This window comes from Thalassospira sp. SM2505, assembly GCF_054901115.1.
Map to the genome: position 1 here is coordinate 2,763,537 of NZ_CM142731.1, position 23,743 is coordinate 2,787,279.

At 56.0% G+C, this 23,743-nt stretch carries 20 protein-coding genes and 2 pseudogenes; 8 read left to right on the forward strand and 14 right to left on the reverse strand.

The genetic code is table 11. From position 1 onward, the window contains the following. Positions 1–72: 72 nt before the first annotated feature. Entirely contained in the window at positions 73–891 is an 819-nt protein-coding gene (locus tag ACTU44_RS12955; RefSeq protein WP_336080954.1) for an IclR family transcriptional regulator, read from the forward strand. A gap of 372 nt (positions 892–1,263) precedes the next feature. Here ACTU44_RS12955 and ACTU44_RS12960 read toward each other — a convergent pair whose 3' ends face one another. Both ACTU44_RS12960 and merR read right to left on the reverse strand, forming a co-directional pair. Continuing rightward, positions 1,264–4,236 carry a Tn3 family transposase gene (locus ACTU44_RS12960; RefSeq protein ID WP_063091986.1) on the reverse strand — a complete coding sequence of 991 codons (2,973 nt, stop codon included), beginning with the start codon at positions 4,234–4,236 and terminating at the stop codon, positions 1,264–1,266. Positions 4,237–4,751: 515 nt separating this feature from the next. Continuing rightward, positions 4,752–5,216, reverse strand: coding sequence for an Hg(II)-responsive transcriptional regulator (merR, locus tag ACTU44_RS12965; RefSeq protein ID WP_063091985.1), 465 nt, complete (start codon positions 5,214–5,216; stop codon positions 4,752–4,754). 244 nt (positions 5,217–5,460) lie between these two features. Between merR and ACTU44_RS12970 the strand changes: the two are divergent. Next, positions 5,461–6,144 (forward strand): annotated as a pseudogene (locus ACTU44_RS12970) (ISL3 family transposase); the annotation flags it as partial. Positions 6,145–6,537: 393 nt separating this feature from the next. Here ACTU44_RS12970 and ACTU44_RS12975 read toward each other — a convergent pair. Genes ACTU44_RS12975 through phnC form a run of 5 tightly spaced genes read right to left on the reverse strand, consistent with a single transcriptional unit; the run spans position 6,538 to position 10,958 of the window. Continuing rightward, the gene (locus ACTU44_RS12975) at positions 6,538–7,398 is read right to left on the reverse strand and encodes a LysR family transcriptional regulator (protein WP_011783503.1); all 861 of its coding nucleotides are present in this window, start codon (positions 7,396–7,398) and stop codon (positions 6,538–6,540) included. Further along, positions 7,392–8,402: a phosphonate dehydrogenase gene (locus tag ACTU44_RS12980; RefSeq protein WP_011783502.1), complete on the reverse strand. Its 1,011-nt coding sequence runs from the start codon at positions 8,400–8,402 to the stop codon at positions 7,392–7,394. The genes ACTU44_RS12975 and ACTU44_RS12980 overlap by 7 nt, the downstream gene beginning before the upstream one ends. Before the next feature lie 9 nt (positions 8,403–8,411). Next, positions 8,412–9,242 (reverse strand): phosphonate ABC transporter, permease protein PhnE, encoded by an 831-nt coding sequence (phnE, locus tag ACTU44_RS12985; protein WP_011784781.1) that lies wholly within the window; start codon positions 9,240–9,242, stop codon positions 8,412–8,414. A gap of 10 nt (positions 9,243–9,252) precedes the next feature. Beyond that, on the reverse strand, positions 9,253–10,116 hold the full coding sequence (phnD, locus tag ACTU44_RS12990; protein ID WP_063091984.1) for a phosphate/phosphite/phosphonate ABC transporter substrate-binding protein: 864 nt from the start codon (positions 10,114–10,116) through the stop codon (positions 9,253–9,255). Then, entirely contained in the window at positions 10,113–10,958 is an 846-nt protein-coding gene (phnC, locus tag ACTU44_RS12995) for a phosphonate ABC transporter ATP-binding protein (protein ID WP_011784779.1), read from the reverse strand. The genes phnD and phnC overlap by 4 nt, the downstream gene beginning before the upstream one ends. Before the next feature lie 433 nt (positions 10,959–11,391). Between phnC and ACTU44_RS13000 the strand changes: the two are divergent. Then, a pseudogene (locus ACTU44_RS13000) lies at positions 11,392–11,820 on the forward strand (Tn3 family transposase); the annotation flags it as partial. Positions 11,821–11,877: 57 nt separating this feature from the next. After that, positions 11,878–12,090: a hypothetical protein gene (locus tag ACTU44_RS13005; RefSeq protein ID WP_223305241.1), complete on the forward strand. Its 213-nt coding sequence runs from the start codon at positions 11,878–11,880 to the stop codon at positions 12,088–12,090. 161 nt (positions 12,091–12,251) lie between these two features. Here ACTU44_RS13005 and ACTU44_RS13010 read toward each other — a convergent pair whose 3' ends face one another. Continuing rightward, positions 12,252–13,241, reverse strand: coding sequence for a site-specific integrase (locus tag ACTU44_RS13010; protein ID WP_063091982.1), 990 nt, complete (start codon positions 13,239–13,241; stop codon positions 12,252–12,254). A 194-nt stretch (positions 13,242–13,435) separates the two neighbouring features. Between ACTU44_RS13010 and ACTU44_RS13015 the strand changes: the two genes are divergently transcribed. Both ACTU44_RS13015 and ACTU44_RS13020 read left to right on the forward strand, forming a co-directional pair. Next, a complete protein-coding gene (locus tag ACTU44_RS13015; protein WP_023007038.1) occupies positions 13,436–14,491 on the forward strand; it encodes a DNA-binding protein in 1,056 nt (351 codons plus the stop codon). Positions 14,492–14,560: 69 nt separating this feature from the next. Next, positions 14,561–14,944 carry a YkvA family protein gene (locus tag ACTU44_RS13020; RefSeq protein ID WP_023007037.1) on the forward strand — a complete coding sequence of 128 codons (384 nt, stop codon included), beginning with the start codon at positions 14,561–14,563 and terminating at the stop codon, positions 14,942–14,944. A gap of 144 nt (positions 14,945–15,088) precedes the next feature. Here the strand turns inward: ACTU44_RS13020 and ACTU44_RS13025 are convergent, their stop codons facing one another. From ACTU44_RS13025 to ACTU44_RS13050, 6 genes are all read right to left on the reverse strand, one after another. Further along, entirely contained in the window at positions 15,089–16,072 is a 984-nt protein-coding gene (locus tag ACTU44_RS13025; RefSeq protein WP_085594567.1) for an FAD:protein FMN transferase, read from the reverse strand. Further along, a complete protein-coding gene (locus ACTU44_RS13030; RefSeq protein WP_085594565.1) occupies positions 16,053–18,260 on the reverse strand; it encodes a PepSY domain-containing protein in 2,208 nt (735 codons plus the stop codon). Before ACTU44_RS13030 ends, ACTU44_RS13025 begins: the two co-directional genes overlap by 20 nt. Before the next feature lie 14 nt (positions 18,261–18,274). Further along, on the reverse strand, positions 18,275–18,745 hold the full coding sequence (locus tag ACTU44_RS13035; protein ID WP_085594563.1) for a DUF2271 domain-containing protein: 471 nt from the start codon (positions 18,743–18,745) through the stop codon (positions 18,275–18,277). Positions 18,746–18,783: 38 nt separating this feature from the next. After that, the gene (locus ACTU44_RS13040) at positions 18,784–19,167 is read right to left on the reverse strand and encodes a hypothetical protein (protein ID WP_462095617.1); all 384 of its coding nucleotides are present in this window, start codon (positions 19,165–19,167) and stop codon (positions 18,784–18,786) included. 175 nt (positions 19,168–19,342) lie between these two features. Next, positions 19,343–20,728, reverse strand: a complete 1,386-nt coding sequence (locus ACTU44_RS13045) for a ferredoxin reductase family protein (RefSeq protein WP_210402982.1) — start codon at positions 20,726–20,728, stop codon at positions 19,343–19,345. Continuing rightward, positions 20,691–21,002, reverse strand: coding sequence for a PepSY domain-containing protein (locus tag ACTU44_RS13050; RefSeq protein WP_085594557.1), 312 nt, complete (start codon positions 21,000–21,002; stop codon positions 20,691–20,693). Before ACTU44_RS13050 ends, ACTU44_RS13045 begins: the two co-directional genes overlap by 38 nt. A gap of 145 nt (positions 21,003–21,147) precedes the next feature. Here ACTU44_RS13050 and ACTU44_RS13055 point away from each other — a divergent pair, with 145 nt between their 5' ends. Both ACTU44_RS13055 and ACTU44_RS13060 read left to right on the forward strand, forming a co-directional pair. Then, positions 21,148–21,807, forward strand: a complete 660-nt coding sequence (locus ACTU44_RS13055) for a response regulator (protein WP_085594555.1) — start codon at positions 21,148–21,150, stop codon at positions 21,805–21,807. Between the two features lie 32 nt (positions 21,808–21,839). After that, the gene (locus tag ACTU44_RS13060) at positions 21,840–23,153 is read left to right on the forward strand and encodes a sensor histidine kinase (protein WP_462095618.1); all 1,314 of its coding nucleotides are present in this window, start codon (positions 21,840–21,842) and stop codon (positions 23,151–23,153) included. The last annotated feature ends 590 nt before the right edge of the window (positions 23,154–23,743 follow it).

The following is a 23,743-nucleotide window of genomic DNA, read 5'->3' on the forward strand; positions in this document are numbered from 1 at the left end:
GCCACGATATGGCTGACCCGCATATACTCAGTCGACCGAAACCAAGCGGTTTTCATCTCCCTGCGAGGACACATGAACGGCAAGACCGAAGAACAGATTGATCAGGAAAAATACCGTGCTCCGGCCTTGTCAAAAGGGCTTGATATTCTCGAACTGCTTGCCTCCGAAGTGGATGGTCTTTCGCAGATCGCCATCGCGAAACAGCTCGATCGAAACACCTCGGAAATCTTCCGGATGCTGATGGTTCTGTGTCAGCGCGGCTATATCGAACAACGCGAGGAGGATGATCGTTACCAACTGACAACCAAGATGTTCGAGGTGGCTCATCGCCATCCACCCATTCGCCGCCTGACATCTATCGCTGGCGATGCAATGCAGCGGCTTGCCAATGAAGTGAACCAGTCAATGCATCTGGCGATCATTCATTCGGGCCATGTTCTGGTCATTGCACAGGTCGACTGTCAGGACAACAACATCACGGCAGTCCGGTTGGGCGCGCAGATCAATATTTTTGATACGGCATCCGGTCGTGTTCTCGCGGCCTGGATGGAGCAGGAGGCACTTGATAACCTGATGAATGAGGTCGGCAAGGAACCCTCAGACAAATATCAGGCCTTCTTGGATGATCTTCCGAACGTCAGGGCTGCTGGCTATTGTGAATCACAATCCCTGACCATTGCGGGTGTTCTTAACCTTTCCGCACCGATTTTCGATTTTTCAGGTAAGGTCGTCGCTGCACTAACAGTCCCATTCATTCAACGTCTTTCGGGAACGTCAGTTGCCACGGTAGAGGAATGCAGGGAACGCCTGATCGAAGTGACCACCGACATTTCCCGTCGTCTCGGAGCGGGCGCACATTGGTCTTCTCAGGAAAAACCGGACCAGACGTAAGAAAGTTCGCCCGCGTTCTTCTGGCCGAGTAGTCAGTCTGGGTCCTCGTAACTGCGATCACGGGCAGGGTGCACAGGTTCTGTTCCCTGGACGATGCCGAGCGACCATGAATTATATACACGATTGCCCCAAACGTTGTGCGTGGCCAATTCATTCGGATTCTGTTTGTTTGAGCAATCCACAGCGATTGAGTTTGATGTTTACGAGAATGCCCAGTTCACGTCAGCTTGGGTAAAATCCGCCGGAGCACCAATGCAAACACTGAACCGGTCGGAAGACAAGCGACTGCAACTTAAATCCGTATGCATCGCAGTTTGAGGGTCGGCAACGATTCTGACGCAATCCTCCAAAATTTGCCTTAACCTATTGTATTTAAATTATTTTGGCGTTGTAGCTCATGGGTGAAACCTGCCGATCAAAATCAAGCGTATAATCGCCAAATCGGTTGATATGGTCCGTGCGGTATGGGGCCAGCCCTTTGAGAATATCGTGATCAATATGATGACCGCGCTCTTTGAGATCTTTAAGGGTTAACGTCATCGACTCCACATTGTGAAGAATGACCAGGTTGGCCACCAAGTGGTTATATTTGATCACCTTCCGTTGCTCGTGACGGATATTCTCGGCGATCACCCCCTCGCCGCCGAAGAACAGCCATTTCACGAACTGGTTGAACTCTTCCGTTTTGTTCGTCTCCGCATGAATGGTTCGCCGCAACTCCACGCTGCCAATGTAGTCCAGAAGAAAGGTTGTCCGAACGACCCTCCCCAGTTCCCGGAAAGCAAAGTAGAGTTTGTTCTTGAGGCTTGCGGTACCTAAACGTCGCAGTACCGTAGACGGTGCGATTTTTCCAGCCTTAATCGATAGCGCCACCCGGAGCATGTCCGGCACATGGGTTTCAATCAGTTTCCAGTTGATAGTCTCGCTGAACAAAGCATTGATGTGCTCATACCGTTGGCGTTTGTCAGACTTGTAGAACACCAGCTGCTTCAGATTCCGGATGCGGGGCATCAGGTTGATACCCAGCAGGTAAGCCAACCCGAAGACGGGCGCACTTTGCGCCTGAGTATCGCCATGCAAGGTGTCAGGCTGGATATCGGAGTCGTTTTTGATCAGTCCATCAAGGATGTAAATGGCCTCATAAACGCCGCAAGGAATGAAGTGGCTGAACAGCGCGATGTATTTGTCCGAGACGTGGTAGTAGCCCACCCCGCCATAGCCACCGTACCGTATGTGGTATTCCGATAGCAGATTCTGTTCGTACAGGTTCCATTTTGTGCCATCGGCGGCGGCCCGCTGGCCAGTTCCCCAGTGTCGCGGCAGCCGGTAGCGGTTGTAGGCATTGATAACCTGTACAATCGCCTGCTCCAGGCGCTCTTCGGTGACGTGCCGCAGGTTGAGCCAGGACACCTGCCGGCGATTAAGCGTCGTGATGGATCGCGCGGTCTGAGTTGGCCCGAGATTGCAGCCATAGCAAAATAAGGTCGAAACAAAGCGGGTACGGGGGTCGTCCAGCTTGCCCTCAAATCCGGAAAGTGGCCCAAAGCGTTTGTGGAGGCCCAGCCATTTTTCGGCTTCCACCAGGATGTCGAGAATGTTCTTTTCGGGCATATTTTGGGATAACTGCTTATCAATCTCAGCTAACCCATCCGGAGGCGCTCTACGGCGGTGCTTCCGGATCACCAGATCTTCACCATGGAAGACGGCGTATTCATTCTCCGGGAAGCCACGGTCAATGCGGTCGGCCGTTTCGCTCAACCGGGAGTGGGCTTGTACCACAAAAGCGGCTGGGTCGGATTCGATATCAATCATCGCACTGTAGTCCGCTATCTGGGCATCATAGACACTCCAATCCACCAGCTGATCGCGGTAGTCACTGTACTGGTCGCTATTCGCGACCGCGAGATCGCCGGAAATCAGTTCACGCTTCACCTGTGTCAGTACGCCCAGCTCGAAATACTTCCGGTAGACCATCCCGGGGGGCAGCTGGCTTGGCCCGGTCCCCAATACCAAACGGCGCCAACGCTCCGGTAGCCAGGACACGTCGACGGGTTGACTACTGAGGACAAGGCATTCCTTACGGCTGTGCCGGTGCTTTTTCAGAGTCGCAATCGCCTCAATCAAAGATTGATCGTGGCTGGTTGCCGCCAGATCCAGTAGTTCAAGGCAATTGAATAACAGGGGGCGTAACGGGCGGTAGGGTTGCAGCATGAACGGGATGAAGTTATTGCCAGCATAGGCCATGTGTTCCTCACACTCTGCCAGTAATTCATCAGGATCGCTCTGGATGGCAGCCGCCACTCGGGCACCTCGCTCGGAGTCCGTTGGCGCTTCCTGGACGGCGGTCAGTACGTCACGCAGTTGAGCCACCAGCCTGTCCATGCGTTTCATGTGATCCAGGTGATACTGGTTCAGGTTGGCTTCTGCCTTGGTTTTGATGTTGCGCATCTTGCGAACAAAGATGTCGACCGCATCGTCCATCGCGCGACGCAATTGGGCATGGACCAGCAGAACCATCAAAGCGTAGCGTTTGGTGCTTTGCATGGCCTTGATGTTGGCCGCGCCCAGCGCTCGTGCTTCCAGTATGAAGTGGTGATATTTGGCGGCGGGAATGTGATCAACAGCGGGCAATTGTTGACACCAACCCTGAAGCCATTCCAGGTGCTGAAGATACTTCTTCACTTCCGTATTGGTCGGCTTTTTGGGTTCCTGTTTCAACTTATGCCAACTGGTATGAGGGGAATCATCCGGCACTTGCAGCAACTGGTCAAATTCGTTTTTTTGATGCGCTGTCAAACCCACATTGAGCGTCCGAAAGTAACCGGTATTGACCGTGCTGCGAGCCTGACGCGCGGTCCGTTGCAACGTTGAAAAACCCGGTAACTCAAAACGCTGGCGCACCAGCTCTTCAATCACCACATTGATGATGTCCGCCAGGTCCTGCTTGGTGGTGGCCGCTTCACGCGCTAGTTCCCGTACAATTGCCTTGCCTTCAACGGTGAACGCCTTGATGCCCACCTGTTGACGAACCGTCTCCAGCATCCGCTGACGGGCGCCGCCATTGCGGTCGTAGACCCTGAGCTGGCTCAATGCGAGATGTGAAAGGTCGTCGCACGCCAGAATGTGCGTTGTAATGGATTGGGGAACGGCTTTGAGATGGACAAAGTAGCCCAGACGCTGCACTGTTTTCAGGAGAATGAGTAGGGCGCCACGAGCAGCCGGAGTTCGACCGTGCTTTCGGGCAAAGGATCGTTCCTGGGTAGAGGGTGTATAAATTTCTGCCAGTTCTTGATCCGAGACCACCGCCTTCAATCGCGGATAGGCGGTTTCATGGAGGCTACTCATACGCAGTTCTTCGCTATGGGGTTCCAGTGAAAGGCATTAGCCCACAGTACTTTCGCTCTTGAGGGGGGCATTGCTTATAGTAGGCAGCAATTCGTCAAGACCAAAGGAACCGCCCGTTATTTTGTGAACGCCACGCTCGCTTTACGTTACGGGATTATTCGGTCATCGATCGCCGGTTCCCCGATTTATTGAATCGTTACACCACACCGCAGACTGATTCGAGCTATGGCCATTGAGCATCTTTCCCCCCCCACTGATCATTCACACCTACCAACGCCTTTCTAGTGCCCAGCTAATCGCTCTGGCAGGGACCGGGCTAACGACGGTGGCGCTGGCGCCGCTGGCCCATGACTGACGGGCGGCAGTGCGGGCCAGGTGCTCGGCATTGCGCTGGCCCTGAAGATGATTGCCTACGCCCTAATAGCACCTCTGTTTGGGGCTGTTGCCCAAAAACTTCCCCGCCGTACTCTGCTGGTCACACTGGACATTCTGAGGGCCTGCGGGGTTGCCCTTTGTCACTGAGGTTTGGCAGGGGGCCCACTCTGGCTAGGGTAGGTACAAAATTTTCGCCCAACCCCTTCATGTAATGACGCAATTAAGGGGCACGAGATATTGCCCTCTTGGGCGCAGCACCGATCAACCATGGCGCTCAGTAAAACCTCAATTTGCTGTAGCTTTTCGATCTTCCCACGTACGTCGTGCAACTTGCGCTCCGCGAGAGTGCTGGCTTCCTGGCAGTGGGTGCCGTCTTCGAGTCGGAGCAGGTCGCTGACCTCATCGAGACTGAAGCCTAACTGCTGCGATGTTTTCACAAAGCTCAACCTGCCGATATCGCTGGGACCGTAGCGTCGAATACCCCCGAGAGGACGCTGGGGCTCAGGTATTAACCCACGTCGCTGGTAGTAGCGGATGGTCTCAACTGAGACGTTCGCCGCCTTAGCCAGCCCCCCGATGGTCAATGAGTTCATTTCATCCGGCATTTGCCTTGACTCCGTAGTTGACTACGGCCTCAAGCTTAACCTATCGAACAAGGCCGTAGAAGGTGTAATTGCAATATCAGAGTTGAATTCCGAGTCACAATCCGGTCGCGAGTCGTTAATCGCAGGCGGGGTTGCAGCCTGCTCGCGTCGGCCTGCTGTCTGGGCACCTTGGCCCTGATCGCCCTGGGGGGTTCCGGTGCCTGGATCGGCAACCTGGCGAAGTCTGCGAGGTACCGCAAGTGCGCACCGCTTCGAGACACCCCGCTACCTAGGTATCGACGAGCTGTACCTGAACCGCCGCTACCTCTGCATCCTGACCAACCTGGAGGAGCGTACCTTGTTAGACCTGCTGCCCGGTCGTCAGCAGGAGGCAGTGACGAAGCGGCTCATGAGCATGACCGAGCGCGACAAGATCGAGATCGTCAGCATGGACATGTGGAAGCCATATCGCCGTGCCGTCCAGGCGGCGCTGCCACAGGCCCGCATCGTGGTCGATAAGTTCCATGTTGTGCGTATGGCCAACGAAGCCCTGGAGAAGGTCCGCAAGGGGCTCAGGAAGGAGCTGAAGGCCAACCAACGCCGAACCCTCAAGGGTGACCGGAAGACCTTGCTGAAGCGGGCTCACGACGTCTCCGACCGCGAACGTCTCATCATGGAAACCTGAATGGGGGCCTTCCCCCAGCTCCTGGCAGCCTACGAGCACAAGGAGCGGTTCTACCACATCTGGGACTGTGCCAGCCGGCGAGATGCTGAGCAGGCGCTGGCTGCCTGGATTGACGACATCCCAGTCACCAATGCCTTCACGGAGTCGATCAACCGGCTGGCCAAGGACAAGAACCGCGATGGCCGGGGCTACTCATTCGAGGTGATGCGGGCCCGGATGCTCTACACCACCAAGCAGGGGTCAGTTCACGAAACGGAAAAAATTGTACGCTAAGCCTTTGGCATCAATGATATCGACACCATTTTTTCCACAATTCATAAAGTTGCGCAGTAATTAGTCGACGACTGGCCCTTGCTAAATAATTTTCATTTCAGCATGAGTTGTGCTTTAAAAATTCAATTCTGCAACTACACTCATTGGGCGAACAGAGCGAGAAATCCGCCGTTAATTCCAATAGCGGGTACGCGAATGAATATCCGTTATCGCCAGTTCTGGCAAACCTGTTTCTGCATTATGCATTGGATCGTTGGCTGACCGTTCGTCATCCGGATATCCCATTCTGCCGATATGCAGATGACGGAATACTGCGTTGTCGAAGTGAGCGTGAGGCTCAGTATCTGCATTCCCAGCTAGATATGCGTGAGGTGGACCCAATAGCTATTCACAGAGATGCCCAACAAACGAGTATACTGGCCTGTGTTTGTCCAGGCTGCTCGGATAAATCACCATCAGCTCCTTGCTAAGGCCAGGCTCACTCACGGGAATAGCCACCAGACTTCCATTTTGGACCTCCTCCCGTACAGAACTTTCAAGCACCAACGATGCGCCAAGTCCGACCTTAACCGCTTGCTTGACGGCTTCGGTGCTACCCAGCTGCATAGATACCGTCGGAAATGGCCCATGCTCACCGAAGTAGGTCGCCAAAAGCCGGCCAGTGCCGGTGCCGGGTTCGCCGCCGATCAGAGCCATGTTAGACAGCGTATCGCGGTCGATATCGGTTCGACGGGCTAACGGGTGACCAGGCGGAACGATTAGAACAACGGGCTCGTTACGCCACGCCTGAGCATGGAATCCGGGTAGATCATGCCACCACTCCATAATCGCCACGTCCAGCTCACCGTCCGATAAATGCCGTGCAATAGTCGGATTGGAATCTATTACCACATCCACCTCGGGCCCTACGCCCAGCTCCTTGTAACGACGGATGTAGGGCTGGAGCATATAAATCCCAATATTGGAGCTCGCCCCAACGCGAAGTCGAGCCTCCATAATGGAAGATCTCGCCTGCTCCTCCAGCCGGAGCAGACTTCGGGCAAAAGGCAACAAGGTTAAGGCAGCCCGGGTTGGCTCACAGCCAGAGCGCCCCCTGTGGACCAATAAAACGCCAAGTTGGTTTTCGAGTTTTTGAAGGTGCTGGGACAGTGTGGGTTGTGCGATGTCCAACTGGCGGGCTGCGGCCTGAAACCCGTTGTGGTCCAGCACCGCCACGAAACTCTTCAGCCAGACAAGATTCAGCATGGGCCGCTCTCGCGGCCACTGGGATCATTGATCGCATCACCCGGCCGCTCACCCCGAAGCACTTGCAGAATGTTCCGAGCAGCGCGTTGCTCGATAGCCAGACGCACCTGGCTGACTGCCGATCCGATGTGAGCAGTAAACAGCGTGTTGGGGTGGGCCCTGAGCCCCTGGGCGATCTCCCTCGGACGATCTTCTCTCGCCCAATCTTCCATCTCAAACACATCAGCGGCGTACCCCCCCAACTGACCGGATTGAAGCGCTTGCAGAACACTACCCTCATCCACCACAGATCCACGGCAGGGATTGATAAGGAATGCGCCCGGTTTCATTCCTGTTAGCGTTTCGCGATTAATGGTGTGGAGGGTTTGCTCATTGAGCGCCAGTGCCAGGATCACAATATCTGACTGGGCCAGCAGCATCTTGAGGGGAGTATGGGACAAACCCAGTGCCTGCTCATGCTGCACGGGTAAACGTTCCGGCTGGGAATAGATTAAATCCGCTCCCCATCCGTTCAGGCGCTGCGCCACCGCTTGGCCGATGGCCCCCATACCCACAATACCAATCCGTGAGCCTTCGATCCCCTGCCCATAGAAGCGTGGTGTCCAGCCAGTAAATTCACCGGATCGAACGAAGTGGTCCGCCGCCTTGACTTGTCGGGTGAGACTGATCGTCAGCCCGACCGTTAGCTCTGCAGTAGGCACGGTTAGCAAATCCGGTACAAATGTCAGCCAAACCCCATGACGCGTGCAGGCATCCACATCAAAGTTGTCATAGCCTTTCAGGGCTGCACCAATCACCTTCAAGCGCGGACACCCCTGTAGGAACTCCACTCCAACTCGGTCTGGCATGAACGCCATCATCGCATCAGCGTCTGCAACGCGCGCAGCCACTTCCTCCTGGGGCAACGTGGCGCCGGATTGGTTGGTGACCAGCTCGCAATCTTGGGCAAGTTCATCCAGAACACTGTCATGGATCTTATGGGTTATCACAACCTTGGGTTTCATCGACGTTCCTTATTTGAATTTCTTACGAAGGCGGCCACTGAGACTGTCCACGACGGTGACCATCAACAAGATGACAATGAGAATGGCGCTGACTTCCTGATACTGCATGATTCTCAGCGAGCCCATCAATTCGAAGCCAATACCACCGGCACCCACCATGCCCATTACGGTCGAGGCACGGAAATTGTATTCCCAGCGATAAATGGACACGTCCGCGAATTGAGGAAGTGCTTGTGGCAGCACGGCGTGATAGAGCACCTGCAAGCGAGTAGCGCCGGCAGCATCGGCCGCTTCCACTGGCGCCTCATCTACATGCTCAATCGCTTCGGCAAAAAACTTTCCAACCATGCCAATGGAGTGAAGACCGAGCGCCAGTACGCCAGGCAACGCCCCAAAACCAACAGCAGCCACGAAGATGATGCCCATGATCAGTTCCGGGACTGAACGCAAACCGTTTAAAAGGGTTCGAGTTACTTGGAACACCACCGGATGTGGAGAGGTGTTGCGCGCAGCCAGGAATGCCAGTGGCACAGACAAGGTTACTGCAATGGCAGTACCGGCAATGCTCATCGCAAGCGTGTCGATTAACGGCGACACCCAGCTGGCCACATTGGTGAAGTCAGGTGGAAGAGATTCGCCAATGAGTGTGCCTATGGCTGGCACGCCATTGGCAAGTGTATTGAAATTGAGCAGCCCTACGTACCAACTTGCGACAAAAATGATGAGCAGCACTAACAGCGACTGTCCGAGTTTTTTCCGCCAGCCTTTCGCGTGCTCATCCAGCACGGAGGCCGACGGGGCCGGCGACAGAGTCGCCGGTTCCGTCGTTGTATAGTTCATGGGGCACTCCTCACATTTTTGCGAAATCAAGATTGAGCAGGCCACCCATAGCGCGGATGACATCGTAATCTTCGTCGGTAATTGCCGCGAATCCCTCAGCCTTCAGGTTGTCGAGAATCTCCGGGTCATCGATCTGCAGAAAGGCTTTCTGAATGTTGCTCTTCAGCTCAGGGGCCAGGTTCGAACGCATGGCCCAGGGGTATTGAGGAAAGTCACCGCTGTAGCCCAGCACTTTGACCTTGCTCCGATCAATCAAACCGCGGTCCATCACATGCTCGAAGATAACTTCGGACAACCCTCCGGCGTCGGCATTGCCATTGGCGACGTTAACCGCAACAGCGTCATGGCTACCGACGAAATGAGCCTCATAGTCCTTTCCGGCTTCGAGCCCTGCCTTCTCAAGGAGTACGGTCTTGGGGATCAGGTGGCTGGAAGTGGATGCGCGGTCACCGTAGGCCATTTTCTTGCCTTTGATATCCGCGAAGGAGCCAACGCCAGAGTCCGCATTGGCAATAATGATGGAGCGATAAGTCGGCTTCCCGTCTACCACCATGGCGGCAAAGGGTTCAATGTCACTCTTACTCTTGGCCATCACATAGGACAACGGACCAAAGTAAGCCAGGTCAATTCGGCCAAAACGCATGGCTTCGATCATGGAGGAGTAATCGGTGGTAACAATCAGTTCTACTTCCTTACCAAGAGTGGTTTCCAGGTAATCCTTCAAAGGTTGGTTTCGCTTGATCAGTTCTGACGCGTTCTCATCCGGCAGCAAGGCAACTTTCAAAAGATCAGGGTCTGTATCTGCGGCATGGGCTGACCAATGGATGCCGAGCATCATTATCAGAGCCAGCAAAGAGTGAATCATTGTCTTCATTGTGCTATCTCCAGTACGTCTGTCGTTATCGGGGTGGTCTTAGGTTTATGGATGGCTGGTTTGCCTTCCGCAGCTACCACGCTGGGTGAACGGTGGTAAATCTCGTCCAGGTGTTTCGATTTCAGGTTTTCAGGAGCATCGTCAAAAACGATATGAGCGTTCGAAAGGCCGATGATCCGGTCTGCAAAACGCTGGGCGTATTCCAATTGGTGCAAGGAAATAACCGCGGTGATTCCATCTTCCTGACAAATATCGCGCAGTAGGCCGAGTACCTTTTCAGAAGTGGCCGGATCCAGGCTGGCAACGGGCTCATCGGCAAGAATCATGGATGGTTGCTGCACCAATGCTCTGGCGATTCCAACCCGCTGCTGCTGGCCGCCGGACAACTGATCTACTCGGGAAAGCGCTTTGTCAGCCAGACCTACGCGGTCGAGGCATTGCAGAGCCAACTCCAGGTCCTGCCGGGGCAGGGGAAGCAGGCTTCGCCAAGTACCGTGATACGCAAGTCTGCCTGTCAGCACATTCTGTAACGCGGTGTATCGTTCGATCAGCTGGTGATGCTGGAACACCATGGCGGTGCGGCTGCGGTGCTGTCGCAGGATTCTACGGTTGGTCAGTTCACCAAACTCGCCAGACACAACCTTCCCGGTTGTGGGCTTAACCAGGTGATTCAGTGAACGAAGCAGAGTGGATTTACCCGCGCCTGAAAGTCCCAGTAGCACGGTGAATTCGCCCTTGTGAAAGTGAACGTTGGTGGGTTTGAGCGCGAGGACGTTTCCCGGGTAGGTTACGCCCATACTCTCGACTCGAAGCATCACATTGGTTGATTGAGTTGGCGCCATAGGATCACCTTTTGCAATAAATAAGCTCGCCGTATTGCGAGTTACAATTGAACGGTAAAGCTGAGAGATGACACTGTCGTGTCACTGACGTGACAGGTTGATGAATTGCTTTTGGTTCGCAAGGATTTTCCGAAGGGCTCTGTGAAATACATGGAGCTCAGCCAAAGTGGAACGAGCCACCCAGGAGCTTAAGCAACAAAAATTGCGTTCCACCGTCAGTCGGCGAATCTCACGGTACAGTTCGTCCGTGCTGAGTTCATCGAATTGCTTACCGACTATACTCTTGCCTTCGAGGAGGTCGGACGCGCTCTCCAATAGGTCGCGCTTCCAGGTGCTGACTATGGTGGGGTGGATCTGGAAACGGGCAGCAATTCAAGGTGTGGCCTTAAGGGTGGGCAAGGACAGCCTTGCACTTACTAATTCGAAATAAAGTAAGCAGGGCACTGTCACCGCATCACTGATGCTGCGCAAGCTCGGGAGCTATCCGCGTCAGAATGGCCTCGCGATCGCATTGCGCGAGCTGGGCCGCATTGAGCGAACATTATTCGCACTCGACTGGATGCAAAACGTCGAACTGCGTCGCCGCGTGCAGGTTGGTTTGAATAAGGGCGAGGCTAAGAACGCGCTGGCTCGTGCCGTCTTCCTGAACCGGCTCGGTGAACTCCGCGATCGCAGTTACGAGAATCAACGCTACCGTGCAAGCGGACTCAATCTCGTCGTCAGCGCTATTATCCTTTGGAATACGGTTTATATGGAGCGGGCGGTTCAAGCACTGCGCGAAGACGGCCGGGATATCGACGAGACGCTTCTGCGGCATCTTTCTCCCTTGGGCTGGGAGCACATCAACCTGACCGGCGACTATAAAGGATGTCAAACAACTATCCTGCTGCGCGGGATAAGGCAAGGCCCCGTGAATGATATGCGAGAAATCGTGAATCGGCTGGGCCTGACCGGAGAAGCGGAGGCCACGCTTCATGTGGCGCTATTGCGTGAGCTGGTCCAGGGTCGTCCTGTCACTCTTAAGCGGCTTGCAGCGTCGCTCAACTGGACGACGGACCAGGTGGTGCAGGTGCGGGAACAGCTGCCTTGCGGAACCGTCGAGTATGACGGTCAGGGGTTGGTCGGTTCGTAGCTAATCTGGGCCCAACCGGGCGCCCTTTCTCACCCAATGTGGTCCCACTGCTCAGGATAATTGCGGGCCCAACAGATTAGCTTTGTGAGCCACTACAGATACCTGTTCATCGTATTCTGAGTGCTTCCGGGCAGCGTAGCCAGCCGCGACCACACTCACCATTAGTCGGTGTCCCGGATCAACCTGGCGACTTTGGTCAGTAAGGTGTTTGCGGCGTTGTCCGTAAATTGCTGTCCTTCCTCGATGTAGCCCCGCACCGTCCCGTCATGCTTCCAGCCACCCTGGCGCTTGATCTGCGCAAAGTCGACCTTTTCCCGCGCGGCGGCGGTGGATAGACCGCGCCGGAAGCTGTGACTGCTCAGGGTCGGCACGAAGTCCAGGCCGCAGGTTTCCCCAAGCGCTTTCAGGATTCGGTTCACCGACCCGCCTGAAAGGGCCTGGGATTGCAACCGATCCCAGCGGTTGACGGCGCGGAAGACGGGGCCTTCGTGAATGCCGGCATGCTCTAGCCAGGTTTCGAGGGCGCTGACCGGGCAGACCAGCTCGTTGCCCCGAGGCAGGGCCCGCTTCAGGCCTTCACCGTGAGGGTCTGTTTTAGAGCGCGGCAGGGTCACCACCAGCCCTTCCGGCTCCCACGACAAGTGCTTCACCTCAATCGCTACCAATTCACTGCGGCGAAACGCCCCAAAAAAACCGACCTGCAGCAGGGCCCAGTCACGATGCTTCTTGAGCGAGTCAGGCTGTTGCTGGAGTGTTTCCAGGAAGGCCGCAATGTGTTCGAGGCGCAGCGCCCGGGCTTGCCGTTTCGGCCGACCATGGGCGCGACGAATCCCTTCCAACGTTTTGCGCACGCCGGGGTCTCGAGCGGGATCACGCAATCCCTGAGTCTGGTGCCAGCGCCCCAGGGCCGTCAGGTAAACATCCAGCGTGCGAGGATTAAGCGCGTCTGCCTGATCGGACAGATAGGCCGCAAGGGTCGCCGGCTGTGTCGGGAGACGTCCACCCCAGCGCTCAAAGCTGCGAATGGCCGCACGGTAGGTCCGCCGCGTGTTGTCGGTGGTGGCCATGTGGATGTACCGATTAGCCGTATCGGCTAATACGGTCTTTTCCGCGTTACGTAATGTGGACTTGACGGTGGGTTTTGGATCCATGACCGCTCCAATTCGAGGCGTGCTTTCAAGAGCCGCTGATGTACCGGCGTTACAGGAGCAGGATAGAACAGACCACACACTAACGCACGTTAACGCGCTTTAACGTGCGTTAGGCATCTTAAATAAATTTTGTTAATTATCGAATAAATAATGTAATATTACATATCACGTTATATGATAAAATGAGGCATGTCATGGCCCGCGCCGGAATTACTTACCAGGATGTCGCCAACGCTGCGCAACGCGTCCGCCAACGCGGTGACGAGCCCACTGTCGACCGGGTGCGATCGGAACTCGGTACCGGCAGTCGCAGCACTCTCGGGCCAATGCTGAAACGTTGGAAATCAGGCAGCGAAGCCGCAGCGGATCTGAACGGACTCCCGGCTGACTTGGTGGCCGCCGTGAAAGCCCTGCATGAGCGAGCTCAATACGCGGCCGATGAACGTATTACGCAGGAGCGCGAAGCGCACCAGACGCTGGAACAGCAATGGCGCACCGAGCTGGAAGAGGTGCGGCAGCGGTGCGAGTCACTGGAAGAGCAACGCTGCGGGCTGGAGAAGGCCAATGAAGCGCTTCGCAACGAAAGCGATGCCCAGGCCCACGCTCTTCAACAGGAACAGCTCCGGGCGGCCTCACTCACGTCCAAACTGGAGGCAAGTCAGGAGAAACTCAGTGAGACCACTGCAACCGTCCAAGAGATGAAGCAGGAAAACCGCGATATCCGCAGCCATTTCGAGCACTACCAGCAGGAGATTGCCGAGGATCGCCGTCATGAACGGGACCAGTTCCACAGGACCCAGTCAGGGCTGGAGGGTCAGGTGGATCAGCTGACGCAGCAGCTCCGTTCCAGCGAACAGGACCGCGACACGCTGAGACAACATCGCGACCAAATAAACCAGCGCTATGAGGCCAGTCAGGATCACGCTGAAAACTTGAAAGAAAAATTGCACGCGAGCCAGGCCGTCATAACACAATGGGCAACGCGAACAGAAACGCTGGAAGCGACAGTCGACCGCCTCCAGCTGGAGCGAGATAGCGACGCCGAACACAGGGAGAAGCTTGGTGCGGCCCTAACGGATTCTGAAAAACATCTCGCGGCCTGCCAGCAGCGGATCTCCGACCTCAGAGAGCGCGTGGCAGCGGCTGACGACCGAAACCAGTTCCTCAACGATCAGAATCGCGAATTACTGCAGGAAAAAGCTGTCCTCCAGGGTCAGTTGAAACAACTACAAACAAGCCTGGCTAAATAGCCCGCTATTGTCTCGGCCTGATCATCCCTGAGAGTTGCGAGTGATGCCAATCGCGCAAGGAGTAGTTAGATGTCTACCGTGATCTTTGGCAGGCTGCGAGCTGCGGCAAAACGCATTCAGCATGATGCGCTGACGGTTATTTTGTGGCGCGAGACCCGAATACCCCCCATAGTCGTTCGGCTGCTCGCAATCGCAGCGTACGCCATGAGTCCAATTGATCTCATTCCGGACTTCATGCCGATCCTGGGCTATCTTGACGACATTATCTTGGTCCCGCTGGGCATCGTCCTTGTCATCAAGCTGACGCCATCGAATGTGATAGAAGCAAGTCGCTCGAAAGCAGCTAAAGTGGCAATCAAGCCGATCAGCCACGTTGCGGCCGCAGTCGTTATTGGCACATGGCTTTTATGTGCCACGGCTTTTGGCTACTGGGTGTGGGAATACAGCAGGTAACGCATCGTCTGCACGTGATGAAATAGTTAATTTAAGGCTTGTAAAACAGATGGTTAATGCGCTTTTTGGAGGATTTCGTCAGAATCGTTGCCGACCCTCGGCATTGACGCGGCTCAGGAGAATTGGTGTCCCTTGCGAACATAATCACTTCGTCATAGTCGCGGTCTCTATGGTTGAGGTTTCGGTGGAAAAAAGCGCGCCGACTTTAAGACTTCTTATAGCCTGGTCATCATCACGCATGAGGAAAAGCGCGTTGAGCCCGCGTTTTCGTGCAAGTTCAGCACCCCGATCTGGTCCAAGCACCATCAGTGCGGTCGCCCAAGCGTCAGCCTCAGCACAGCTTTGTGCAACAACGGTGACTGATGCCGGGGAACGGAGGATCGGCGCGCCGCTGCTTGGATCCATAGTGTGCGAAAAGCGGCGTCCTTGGATCTCGACCCAGTGACGGTAGTCCCCGGAGGTCGCAACGGCGGCATCTGTTAAGGCGAGGATCGAACGGGGGGCGCGACGCGCTGGATCGGGTGCCTCTACGGCAATGCTCCACGGTGCCCCGTCCGATCTAAGCCCGATTGCGCGCATTTCGCCGTCGATACCGACAAGGCCCGCTGTGATGCCAAAATCGGTGAGTATTTGGGCAAGTCGGTCAACACCGTGGCCTTTGGCGATGCCGTTGAGGTCCAACGTGAGCGGGGCGGTCTTGCGGATGCAACCATCGCCTGTTTCAAGAGCGATATGGGCCGGTATGCGCGACGCGGTTATTGCGGCACGGATCTGCTCGGGTTCTGCGTTCTCAGGTCCGAACCCCCAAGCTGTCACAGCATCTCCCATGCCAATGTCAAACGCACCGTCCGAAGTATGTCCTATTTCAAGCCCAAGACGCAGGACATAGAGAAGCTGTGCCGGAACATCCACCCATTGATTGACTGGCACCGCATTCAAGCGCATCAGATCGCTGTCTGGCTTCCAGGTCGACATTTGCGAGTCCACCTCATCTACAGCTGTCTGTAAGGCGGATTGCACGGGGGCAACATCGTATTCTTGTGGGGTGAAGAACAACGCCGACCAGCGCGTGCCCATGGTGGGGCCATTAAGCGCATTACGTATCGCTTTAGTAGATATCTTCGACATACCGTCCCTCCGCTTTTAGTGTGGCAGGAGTTTCCACACTAGCTGCCAGGATATCTGTCAGGGCATCGGCGACACCCGCAGACATTTCACGCCCGCCACACACCATGACGCGTGCGCCATCGTGAATGAGCCGGGTGACGTTTGCGGCGTCTTTACGCAGCGCGTCTTGTACATAACATGGTGATGTTCCGCGCGAGACGGCAAGAACGAGCCGGGAAAGACGACCGTCAGCCTGCCAGTTCTGCATTTCGTCGCTGTAAAAGAAATCGCTGTCGGGGTTACGCATCCCGAAAAAGAGATAAATGGGCCGGTGCCCCACGTTGCCGCGGATAAAACCTGCCAGAGGACCGATGCCTGTTCCCGCACCGATCAAGAGGAGGGGCCCGTGGCCTTTGCCGGGCTGGAATCCGGGATTGCGATGCAGGAAAGCGGAAATTGTCTCGCCGGTCTTCAGCGCGGTCAACTGACCTGAACAAAGGCCGCCCGGGTGCTTTTTCACCACGATCTCGATAAAGCCGTCGCGGTGCGAAGAGGCAAGTGAATAGAGGCGTGGCATGGTGGATCCTTCGGGAAGAATACCAATCAGGTCACCGGCCTGAAAGCGTGAAAATCCTGCTCCGGTCAGCCGTTGCCAAAGCGTCGACCGCGGCAGCGCGAAGCGAAGGATCGCTGCCGGTGCTTGTACCTCGGCCCCGTAGTCGCGGCGCGAAACAAGGGTAAGCATATCCGTCTGCGGCAGGACCGGCTGATGGGTGAGTTCCAACTTGATCCCCAGCACGTCCCCAAGTGCTTGGCCCCAGCGTGCGAAATCCTGCGGTGACTGGCGGTTAACGGTGTCATAGGGCATCAGTTCCGGCCACTTCTTTGTCTCCGCCAGTTCGGCGACGGCTTTGGCGAAGGCGCAATATGCCGGAAAGCTGCGGTCACCAAAGCCAAGCACTGCCATTGGAATCTCTGGCGCGTGGTCAAGCGTTTTGAGGCGATCAAGGAAACCCTTGGCAGATGCCGGTGCATCTCCGTTGCCATAGGTCGCGGCAAGGAAAATGATGCGTTCGGCGCGGGCATAGCGGTCAGGTGTAAAAGTGGACATTGATGCGACATGGACACGCTGCCCCGCTTCTGTAAGTGCTGCGTGCAGCGTGGCGGCGAAACCCCAGGTGCTGCCGCTTTCGCTACCGACAAGAAGGATCGTATGCGCCCGCCCAGCCGGTTGGTTGCCGCGAATTCCCGGACGTCTGCGCCGCCCCGAAAGCCAGATCAAAATCCCCGTCACACCCATCACAGGTATACCAAGCACCATCAGCCCCAGTACCAGCCCAAAAGTGGCCGCGCCTTGGCCGGTATGGAGCATGTAAACAGTGTCCGAGACGCGCTCCCACCAAGACAGGTTAGTCCAACTTAATAGCTCTCCGGTGCCCTGATCGAGATAGCCGATGCCCTCGTCTGTCTTTAACGTGAATACATCGGTTGCATCCCCGGGATAGGGGAAGTTCAAAGAGCGCATCTTGGCTACCGGGACGTCGCCGATCATTGCAAGTTTGGCAAGTTCGATGCCGCTATCTCCGCTGACACTTGTGGGGAAGCGGGGTGGGGTACCACCGTCAGGCAGAAGATCAAAGGTCGAGGACGTCATCCACAAGGCTGTTACTGAGGAAATTGCAAGGCCGAACACCGCGACCCTTGCGACCTCGACGTGCAAGCGGCTTGAAAACGGTCCGCGCAGGGGTGCAAACCATTGCCGCCAGCCGCCAGCGCGCCTCGCAACCAATATCGCGCCCGACAGTGCCAGCACCAGCATGGCCGCCGCACCCGTTGCCATCCCGATGCGCCCTGCGTCACCAAGGAACAGCGACCGGTGCAGGTTCGTAAGCCAGCGTTCCACCTGATTTGGGTCGGCCGACGCCACGCCCTTACCTGTCGCGGGGTCGATCACGGCTGCATCGGGGACCCCTTGGTCGAACCAGTAGGCGGTGATCCGTCCTGACGGGGCGCGGCGGATCTGATCGACGCCCGGATAGGCGCTCTGGATGCGCTCAGCCAACACGCCGACGCTCATATCCATCTCGGCCTGAGGGGCAGACAGGTGTTCGATCGCAGGAAACACGGATAGCGCGGCACCACTGAGCGCAAGAACCATGATGATGCCCAGCGCCAGAAGGCCCGGCCAGCGATGAAGACCGCGGATCATGCTGCTTCTCTCCTTTAAATGTCGTAGATGAAGCTGGCGATATAGCGACGGCCTTTGACCGGCGTACCTGCACCGCTTGTCGTTAGCGGCACAGAGACTTCGTTCGGGCTGTCGCGCATATCCTCAACGGCAGCGTCGATGTGAAGCGTGTACCCCGCATCAAACAGCGTATCGGCAAGGTCTAGTGTGATTTCAAGCGTGCGGCCAGCGCCCAGACTGGCACCGGTGATACCATTTATCTGGGCGGTGTCACCACCGGTGGCGCGATACCAGTCTGTCAGATGTTCATAATATTTCGACTTGCTACCAGCCATCCACAGGCTGCCGACATAAGCACCGGACGTATCCGTGACGTAAAGCGCAAGATAGGCGCCGTCGCCCCCATAATTGTTGAGTGTTGTCGAGAGAGTGACCTGGCGCGCCATTGCGGCGCCGGGAAACGTCAGTGCCGTGGTGACAACAAGGGTTGCGAGAAGTGATTTCATCGTGGCAGTCCTTCTGGATTGAAATATGTCTTAAAGGTTCAGTTCACCTGAACCTTTGGTGACGCCCCACTGCCAAAGAGCCCGTTCTGCGGCGGCGCAACAGTGCCCGCGGGGGCAGGATTGGAAACGCCACCTCGACAGCCGTCGTCACAATCATCATCATCATCATCATCATCATCATCATCATGATCGTGATCGTCGTCATCATCGTGATCATGACGACTCCGGGAACCTTTGAAAAAGCTGTGACTGTCATCGTTACTGGCCAGAATGAGCGGCAGTATCTGTGCCGCGTCTTCGTCGAAAACGCCAAAGGATTGAGAATTCGCGTCGGTGGGAGCTCGCAGAGCACTCCAGGCCGGCACCCCGATGGCGGCCGTCAGCGCGGTGGAAGTGGCAAGAAGTATGAGGGTCTTTCGCATGGCAGGGTCTCCTTTTTTTTTGTCTGCTAAGGTCACTATGCAGACCCGACCTGATGGCTTCCTGACAGCGAAGCGATTTCTGCTTCAGCTTGCCGTCAGGAAGAAAGAGGACTCATCGCGAAGGTTGAGTGTCGTAAACACGCCCTTGCTGCATGGCAATCTTGTCAGATGTCGGTCACGCAAAAGTGAAATGTTCGTAGCGCACCCGGCGTGGCGTCTGGCCTGACGCTTTCAGGTCTTTGAGGATTGCGTTTTTCAGTCCTGATGGTCCACAGAACCAGAGGTCAGCTTCTCGAACGGGGAACGGTGCCGATCCGCTCAACCGCTCTGCAGTCAAACGACCATCCTGCGCAGTTGCGATAACCTCGAAGCTGAACGTCGCAGTGCGCAGCGCTGCTGCGCGAAGAGTCTCAAGCTCAATCGCGTCTTCCAGTGTTCGAACACAATAGACTAGGTGGATTTTGCGGTGCTCCGCCTCGGTCAGGCTTTCAGCCCAGGCGATAAATGGCGTAATCCCGACGCCGCCAGCCAGCCAGATCTGCTGCCTGCCACCCGTACGAAAGTCGAACCGCCCGTAAGGACCTTCGACGTCTACAAGCATGCCCTCGTGCAGGGCGTTGGGCAGGCGCCGCGTCCAGCCGCCGAGTGCGCGGATAGAAAGGTGCAGCGTACCGTCGGAGCGCGGGGCGCTGGAAATCGTAAAGGGATGTGGCTCGGATAATCCGGCGTCTGGGGCGCTGATAAAGGCAAACTGCCCCGGTCGCCAGCGCATGGCCCGCCCATCTGGCGCCAGTGTTAGCGAAGTGGTATCTGCGTGCCGGCTGATTGCACTGACCTTAAATGTCCGACGTCGCAGGCGCGGGGCAATGAATTCGATATGGAGCCAGGCGACCAGTCCGGAGATGCCAAAGATATTGAGAAGCCACGACAGGGATTGATCCGCAACGGTCGGCATGTCGACAAAGAACTGGTGAAACACCACAATGGCGAAAAAAACGCCCATGAAGCGATGGCTGAAACGCCAGAGCTGATAGGGAATTTCAAGCCCGATGAACGGTAAACGTCGAAACCAGCTGATCACGATCAGCGCCAGAAAGGCGTTGAAGGCAAACTCGCCCAAGTCGCTGGCAAAGTCGCCGAGGTTCGTCTCCCGCACTGTACGGTCGAAATCGGGCTCGAACTGGTCATGCAGGATCATCAGCACAAGCGCCGAGATACCCAGCCATTTATGAACTTGATACATCCGATCCAGTCCCCCGAACAGAGGCTCCAGCAGGCTGGAGCGCGTCGCAAGAATCAGGGTTTGGCTCATCGCGACAACAGCCATGGCACCAAGCGCTACGCCAATGGCCGCCGAGGGACCAAATGGTGCATAGATGACAATGCCAAGACCGCCCACGATACAGCAAGCCAGTGCGACCAGTAAGGGTCCAATTAAACTGACGATCCAGGCAAACGTTGGAAACCCCCAGAAAAAACGATGATCTGACGTCACGCCAGCAACGTCAGATTCTCTTGCCACGTCATTCATGATCACTGGCTTTTCGGTTGCGGTGCGCATGATCATCGTCTTCGTATTCGATCTCGATCACTTGCAGTGTGGCCGGGTGAACCTTGACCTCAATCTGGCGACCTGCGGCATTCCTGCCGTCAATCTCGTAGCAGCCGTCATCGATTTTGATGCGACGAACCGTCCAGCCGTTTTCTTCAGCCAGCCGGGCAACAGCTTCGCGGGGTTGCCAGTCCGTCATCGGGACAAAGCAGTCATCGTCAGCCGATCCGACACCGACCGGAAAGGCCGCGAGAAAACTGAGAATTGTCAATACCTTCTTCATGCGCCAAACTCCTCGCTACGGCCATTTTGAACTAACTGATACGCGACCAACCTTACGGGAGCCTGAAGCCTTGGCTTTGATGGCTTCAGTTTTACGTCAGCTTAGCCTGTCATGAAAGGTGATCGGGAAAGTGAGGGGAACTGAAATGCGCATCCTGCTTGTCGAGGACGACACTGTTCTGGGGGCTGCCGTGCGAGATGAAATCGCCGGGGCAGGCCAGTCGGTGGATTGGGTCATGCGTCTCGACGCGGCCGACGATGCCCTTGCAGGTGCGACCTACGATCTGTTGTTGCTTGACCTGATGTTGCCTGATGGTCGCGGTATCAACTTCCTGAATAGCTTGCGGGCGAGGGGTGACGTGACGCCGGTGATCATCCTTACCGCACTCGACCAGGTGACCGACCGGATCGAAGGGTTGAACGCCGGCGCGGACGACTATCTTGTCAAGCCATTCGATCTTTCTGAACTGATAGCGCGTATTGGCTCGGTCGCAAGGCGCTATACCGGCAACCCAAATCCGATCATCACCCACGGGCAGGTTGAGGTCGACCTTACCCTGCGCAGCATCCGTCTTGCCGGAAAACCGGTTTCATTGACTGCACGCGAATGGGCGCTATTTGAGGCATTCCTATCCCGTCCCGGACAGCTTCTGTCCAAGGCGCAGCTGGAAGAAAAACTATACGCCTTTGGTGCAGAAGTGGAGAGCAACACCATCGAGGTCCATGTCAGCCGTCTGCGCAAGAAGCTCGGCAGCAAGATTATCGAGACCGAACGCGGCCTTGGCTATCGGCTTGGCAAGCCATGAGACTACCACGTAGCCTGCAAGCGCGGTTGGGATTGTCCCTTGGCATTCTCCTGACCTTGCTCTGGATAGCCGCTGCCTCGGTGACAACCGTGACCTTGCGCCACAATATGGACAGGGTCTTTGACTCGGCTCTGGAGGAAACTGCACAACGCCTGCTGCCGCTGGCTGTTGTCGAGATTGTTGGGCGTGAGGACACTGGGGTTACCCAACAGCTTGGCGTTATCCGCGCCCATGACGAGTTCTTCACCTATATCGTTCGAGACATAAATGGGCGTATATTGCTGCAGTCGCACGCCGCAGACCTTGCAGTGTTCCCCGACTATGACGGGCCTGGCTTCCGTCAAACCCCGACGCACCGGCTATTCAACGATGACGCCCTGCAGGGAACGATCCGGATCACGGTGGCAGAACCTCTGGACCAGCGTGCGAATGTTACTCGCGAGATTTTGCTCGGTCTTGGGCTGCCTCTTCTGATTGTCATTCCAGTGGCACTTCTGGCGATCATGTTTGCGGTTCGGGCAGGTTTCAAATCCTTGCGTCGTTTCCGCAATAGTCTGGATACCCGCAATGCACAGGATCTCTCGCAAGTATCAGCCGATGACTTGCCTTCGGAAATTGGTCCGCTTGCGGTCACTCTAAATACCCTTTTGGAGCGGCTGCGGGAGGCATTTGAGGCGGAACGAAGTTTTGCCGCGAATGCCGCGCACGAATTACGAACACCGCTCGCAGGTGCCATCGCCCAAGCGCAACGCCTCAGAACTGAAACCACAGATGCGGCAGCAGCCACGCGGGCGACCGAAATCGAAGAGACGCTAAAACGGCTGACACGTCGGACCGAACGGCTGATGCAACTCGCCCGTGCCGAGGGAGGTCGGTTGCACTCGGATCATGAGTCGGACCTGCGCCTCGCGGTGCGCATCGTAATCGAAGACATGCAGCGGGGAGAACATGCTCCAGACATAGTGCTTGATCTGCCCGGCGCGCCGGTCCTGTCGTCTCTCGACCCTGACGCCCTTGGCATCCTTTGCCGCAATCTGATCGAGAATGCCATCCGTCATGGGAGCGACAATTGCCCTGTCGACGTAATACTGACGCCCGACGGCCAATTGATCGTGGCCAATGACGGGCCGGTCGTCCCGCAGGATCATCTTGCTCGGTTGACAGAGCGGTTTCAGCGCGGCGAGCCTTGGCGCGATGGTAGCGGCTTGGGTCTGTTTATCGTGGCAGCAATTGCCAAGCGAACCGGAAGTTTTTTGACACTTACGTCGCCAAGACCGGGCGCCGAGAACGGCTTTGAGGCACGTATCGCTTTGCCACAAAATCCTGCACGTCGGGACGCAGTGTAAAAAGGTATTGACCTGCCATCGCCACGGCCGCAGCTCTTGATCTTGTGGGCCTTATGCAACAGACCGGTGTTGTAGGCCAAACCGACGATGTAATTCACGCGCTTCGCATCGCACCAATTTATCAGGCTCCTGCATGCAGACCCGCTATTTGGTCTCCAACACTTTCGGGCCTGCCTGAGATTTCTTGAATTGCAGATAGCATGTTTTGCTTGGTCTTTTCCACGTTCTCACGGTGTCATTTGTTGCGTGCCACCAACAAATGACTGCAACCATTGAAACACTTTAATTGTTTAGGGTAGGGATCTACCGTGAAACTTTTAAAGCAATATCCAATCAAATCTAAAGCTCATCCGGCTAGTCATAAATATGCCTCTGATAGTCAATGCGTTTCCATGCAATGCCTTCCATACGATCGGCCTGCAACGCGGGAGACAGCGCTTATCTGTGACGACACGATAGAAGTGAAATCTGAGGTAAGCTTGGAGAACGGCTGTGCTGAACTGCTATAACAGTCTGCGAGTAAGATAATTTTTGTTGAGAGACCACAAAAAAAACGTCTGCAGACAAGACTCAACGCAACACACCTGAAA